Here is a 4,644-nt window from a genome sequence, read left to right on the forward strand (position 1 = left end):
TAGGAAGCTTTTTTTGTATCTCTGTCAGTCTCATTGAGGCTGGTTTTATACTGTCGCTTTTTCTTTATGAGCAAAAAATTGAGGTAGATGCTCTTTGTGTGCTTCCAGCATTTCATCCAGCACAGTTTGGGCGATATCCCCGCTAGGAACGAGCGGATTCAGGGTGAAGGCTTGCAGTGCTGTCGGATAGTCACCGGTGACCGCTGCCTCAATGGTTAGCTCTTCCATCGCCTTCATGACTTGCAGCAGACCGCGCTGCGCTGGCGGGAATTTGCCAAAGTTTACAGGTTCCGCACCATGCGCGCGAATGACACTGGTTACCTCGATAGCGCTATCATAAGGGACATCATCAATTACACCATTATTGCGCGTACTGACCACCATCAACGTGCCTTTGTTGTTATAAATGGAATTAATGATTTCACAAGCAGCATCGCTGTAATGCGCACCGCCACGTTTGGATAATTCCTCTGGCTTGTAATCCAAATTCGGATCTTTGTACAGTTCAAACAGACTTTCTTCCAGACGTTTGACCACTTGTCCCCGAGTTCCTTCGTTTTTGGCCTCCTCTAATTCTTCCTTAAGCATGTTATCGGTCATATAGTAATACCGATGGTAAGGACAAGGCAGCATTTTCAAGTGACGAACCTGATCATACAGGAAGCGCATGTTCTTAATATTCTCAACGACCTTCTCCGGTTTTGCGCCAGGCGCATACAGTCCTTCTATGACCTGCTCTGTTAATTCGGCTCCGGTTTTGTCATAAACTTTGTGCCAATGCAGGTGGTTAATCCCTGCAAACTTAAAGAACAGTTCTTCTTCCGGTTTGTCCAGCACCGCCGATGCACTCTTGATCGCGCCGATGGGAACATTACATAATCCGATAACTTTATCCCACTGACCATAACGAAGCACCGCTTCAGTGACCATGCCCGCAGGGTTAGTAAAATTAATCAGCCATGCATTCGGACACAGTTCTTTCATATCTTCGACGATACTGAGGATAACAGGTATGGTGCGAAAAGCTTTGAACATGCCCCCGGCCCCATTGGTTTCCTGACCGATCATGCCGTGTTTTAAAGGGATGCTTTCATCTTTAATCCGGGCTTCCAGCAAGCCTACCCGAAATTGAGTCGTGACAAAATCGGCATCCTTCAACGCTTCCCGGCGATCCAGCGTCAAATGTACCTCACAATCAATGCCAGCGGCCTTCACCATCCGTTGAGCCATGGCTCCCACGATCTCCAGCTTTTCACGTCCTGCCTCAATATCTACCAGCCATAATTCCCGAATGGGAAGCTCTGCATAGCGTTTGATAAAGCCTTCTACTAATTCTGGTGTATAGCTGGAGCCTCCACCAATGGTTGCAATTTTTATGCCTTTTTTCATAGTTAGTGCCTCCTAAGTATGTTTTTTAAACCGTTTTCTTAAGCACAAGTTCACTGTAATCCCTGTAATGCATTACAGGTCAAGCGCTTTTAAAAAACTTAGTTAGGGAAGGTGACAACTATAGGACGAGACCATGAACACGCTTAACCCGAACATGCTAAAATAGAAAGAACGAGGTGAGAAATGTGGCGAATATTCATGAAATTGCAAAGCTGGCGGGCGTATCCTCGGCAACGGTGTCCCGTGTCATTAATAACCATCCATACGTAAGTGAACCGACAAGGCAGCGTGTGCAGGAGGTCATAGACCAGCTGGATTACGTTCCTAATTTGAATGCGGTTTCATTGAAAAAGGGTATGACCAAGCTCATAGGAATTATTTCGATTTCTTTTAATGATTCTTTGGGTTTATTTGTGCGTGGATTTACAACCTATGCTCAGGAGCATGGTTTTAATATAACGTTGTTTATTACGAATGGGGAAAAGGAACGGGAGCTTGAAGCACTGGAAATGTTGCGGAGAAAGCAACTGGACGCCTTGGTCTGTATGATTCGCGTCAATGAGTGGAGTGTGATTGAACACTACACCAAATATGGTCCAATTGTGACGTGGCAGCGTGTGAAGATCGAGACGATTCCGTCTGTATTTATGGACCAGTATCAGGGGTACATGCTTGCGCTGGAGCATCTGTATGCCAGAGGCTATCGCAGCATTGTGAATGTGTATGGGAGTATGAGGGGACTGAATACGAAAGAACGCATACGGGCTTATCATGATTTTTGCCAAAAATATGATTTGAACGCCGATGCCTTCACTCATTTTTATGGTTTAAATTCAATCGAAGCGGGTGAAAAAATTGCTCACTGGTGGGGTCAACAGCCCAACAAGCCTGATGCCTTCGCATGTTCTACCGATTGTTTGGCTGCAGGGCTGTTGACCGAAGCACGCAGGCTCGGTGTTTCTGTACCGAGTGAGGTTGCAGTGGTGGGCTTTGATAACACCGAAATTTCGCATTTGCTTGATTTAACCACCATCCATTACCCGATTGACAAGCAAGCGGAAAATGCATTCATTATGATTCGAAATGCCCTGGAGGGGCTTCATGAAGAATTACATCCTTTGGAATTCAAATTAGTAGAGCGAGCGACTACTTGATCTGTTGATTATTCCTTTTTATTCGGTGCTGAGCTATTCAAGTCACATAATTGAGGTGTTATTTTATCTAAAGTTCTTTGCTTTGCCCGTCCACTTCTTTTTTGAAGAGTTCCTTAATCCAGTACTAAAATTAATAAATGAAAATAAAAAATAAGAAGGACTCCATAACAGCATAAATCCCCGAGGAGTCCTTTCTTTACACAATACTCTAATTCAAACGAATTTCTCATAATTCCATTACGAAAATTAACGTCAAAAAACATGTATAGATCGTAAGTAGAATTAATGATTTAAAATAGGTATTTCTCCAAGCAGATTCTTTAAATTAATAGCATCCCATGGCATATGTTCTGTTATACCTAATCCAACTACATCGGTTTCTTCAGACAGTTCTTTAATCAGATGAAGCAGTTGATACATTTGCATTGTTCCCGCAGGAGAAAGGTTATAGGGGGCTTCAGGATTGGCAAATAATAAAGAACGGAAAGCCTTTGGGTCAAGTACGTCCAAATCAAGGTGAATAGCTAGGTACTTAATGCCGCTTTCTTTAATCCATTCTTTTATAGATAGCGTACTGTTCGTTAACTCTTGGGTTCCAGCAGTTCGAATCCCTAATCTTTGAATTACTTCAGCATCTGTTTCTATAGTAGTAACACCTAGTTTTTGAAATGTCTCTGAAAATACTTTTGTCTCTTCTTCTGTAGGAGCTGCTAATCCAGCGATAAAGACATTTTCAGGCTTGAGAGGAATCTTTACATGTTTTGCGAACTCCTCATCTCCTTCTCCCAACAGATTTCCGAGCGGTAATGTATGTCCATTATCATAGCCCACATATCTAACTAAATCACTATGAGCATCGATCCAAATTAACCCTAATTCTCCACCGTATCGTTCGTTTAAATAGGCAAATGGGGCTTGTTCCACCAAACAGTCACCACCAAACATTACAATGCGATCTGGCTTATGAGCGTCAATGATATGTTGAGCAGCCTCTAATTGTTCAAGTAGCTGTCTTCTACCATTCATACCGTTCTCGTTGTCAAGCGGAGTTCCATCATAAGCTTGAACCGGAACATGAATAAGGGGTTGATTATTGTCCGGAGCTAGCCAAGCCAGCAGTTCGGCTCCAAAAGAGTAGTTAGGATTGTTCCCTCCTTGCCATTGCGGCATTAACAGGCGTATTGTTTTAGTCATGTTTTCTCTCCTTTACTTCAAATTACGGTTAGTATAAACTGAACGCAAATAAAAACGTAGTACGCACTAATTTGATAGGTACTACCCGAAAGGATAGTGTAAATATGAGTATGGCTGAATATAAAGGTAAAGTTAAAAATATTGAGGATACACCTTTTGGTTATACAGTGTCAGTCATTGGGGGGAAATGGAAAATGGTTATTATTTATCTTCTGGCCGAAAACCAAGTGGTACGTTTTAATGATCTGAAAAGACAAATCGGAGCTATTACTTATAAAACATTGAGTTCACAGCTAAAAGAATTGGAAGCGGATGGTCTGGTGAACCGGAAAGAGTATCCCCAAGTTCCGCCTAAAGTCGAGTACAGTCTCACAGAAAAAGCGGAAACACTATTGCCTGTTTTGGAAGGGTTATGTGAGTGGGGAACGAAAAATCAATATAATTAAATATCATTTTCTAATGACTTTGGAGTTTTGTACAGGGAGTACACTTTGCTAGGATTACTTATTGCTGAGAAAAAGAATACAAGAAATCAAGCTGTAAAAGATTAATTTTATGGCAACACAGAGCCTCATTCCTACTTTATTAGTGAAAATGAGGCTCTTGCTTGAACAATAAAAGTGACTAGTGGGATAGAGGAAAGGACCTAGCATTTTATAGCTTTTGAGACATCCTTGAATGCTTGATGCTTAGCAACACCTTTTGTTTTAATTCTGCTGCCGCAGCTCGAATTCGTTCTGCCTGCGTCACGGCCGAAATCACCGCTATACCATCGGCACCTGCACCTATCACTTCCTCCACACGCTCTATCGTAATGCCTCCGATCCCGACGATCGGTATATCAATTCTCGCCTTGCGCATCTCATGCAAAATGGCCGGACCCTGGACGGCCTGAGCATCATCCTTC

The 4,644-nt window shown here is 42.7% G+C and carries 5 protein-coding genes; 2 read left to right on the forward strand and 3 right to left on the reverse strand.

What is annotated here, in order from left to right:
* Positions 1 to 45: 45 nt before the first annotated feature.
* Positions 46 to 1,389: a 6-phospho-beta-glucosidase gene (locus tag AC5V8P_RS23580; protein WP_064797451.1), complete on the reverse strand. Its 1,344-nt coding sequence runs from the start codon at positions 1,387 to 1,389 to the stop codon at positions 46 to 48.
* 185 nt (positions 1,390 to 1,574) lie between these two features.
* On the opposite strand from AC5V8P_RS23580, the gene AC5V8P_RS23585 reads away from it, so the two are divergent.
* Complete coding sequence (locus tag AC5V8P_RS23585; RefSeq protein ID WP_064797452.1) at positions 1,575 to 2,543, forward strand: LacI family DNA-binding transcriptional regulator; 969 nt, start codon at positions 1,575 to 1,577, stop codon at positions 2,541 to 2,543.
* A 282-nt stretch (positions 2,544 to 2,825) separates the two neighbouring features.
* Here the strand turns inward: AC5V8P_RS23585 and AC5V8P_RS23590 are convergent, their stop codons facing one another.
* Positions 2,826 to 3,737, reverse strand: a complete 912-nt coding sequence (locus AC5V8P_RS23590; RefSeq protein WP_064797453.1) for an arginase family protein — start codon at positions 3,735 to 3,737, stop codon at positions 2,826 to 2,828.
* A 104-nt stretch (positions 3,738 to 3,841) separates the two neighbouring features.
* Between AC5V8P_RS23590 and AC5V8P_RS23595 the strand changes: the two genes are divergently transcribed.
* Positions 3,842 to 4,183, forward strand: a complete 342-nt coding sequence (locus tag AC5V8P_RS23595) for a winged helix-turn-helix transcriptional regulator (RefSeq protein WP_063212180.1) — start codon at positions 3,842 to 3,844, stop codon at positions 4,181 to 4,183.
* A 208-nt stretch (positions 4,184 to 4,391) separates the two neighbouring features.
* On the opposite strand, the gene AC5V8P_RS23600 is transcribed toward AC5V8P_RS23595, so the two are convergent.
* Positions 4,392 to 4,644: thiamine phosphate synthase (locus AC5V8P_RS23600; protein ID WP_495473922.1), on the reverse strand; the 253-nt coding region annotated here is incomplete at its 5' end.

The organism is Paenibacillus sp. N119s (assembly GCF_059447605.1).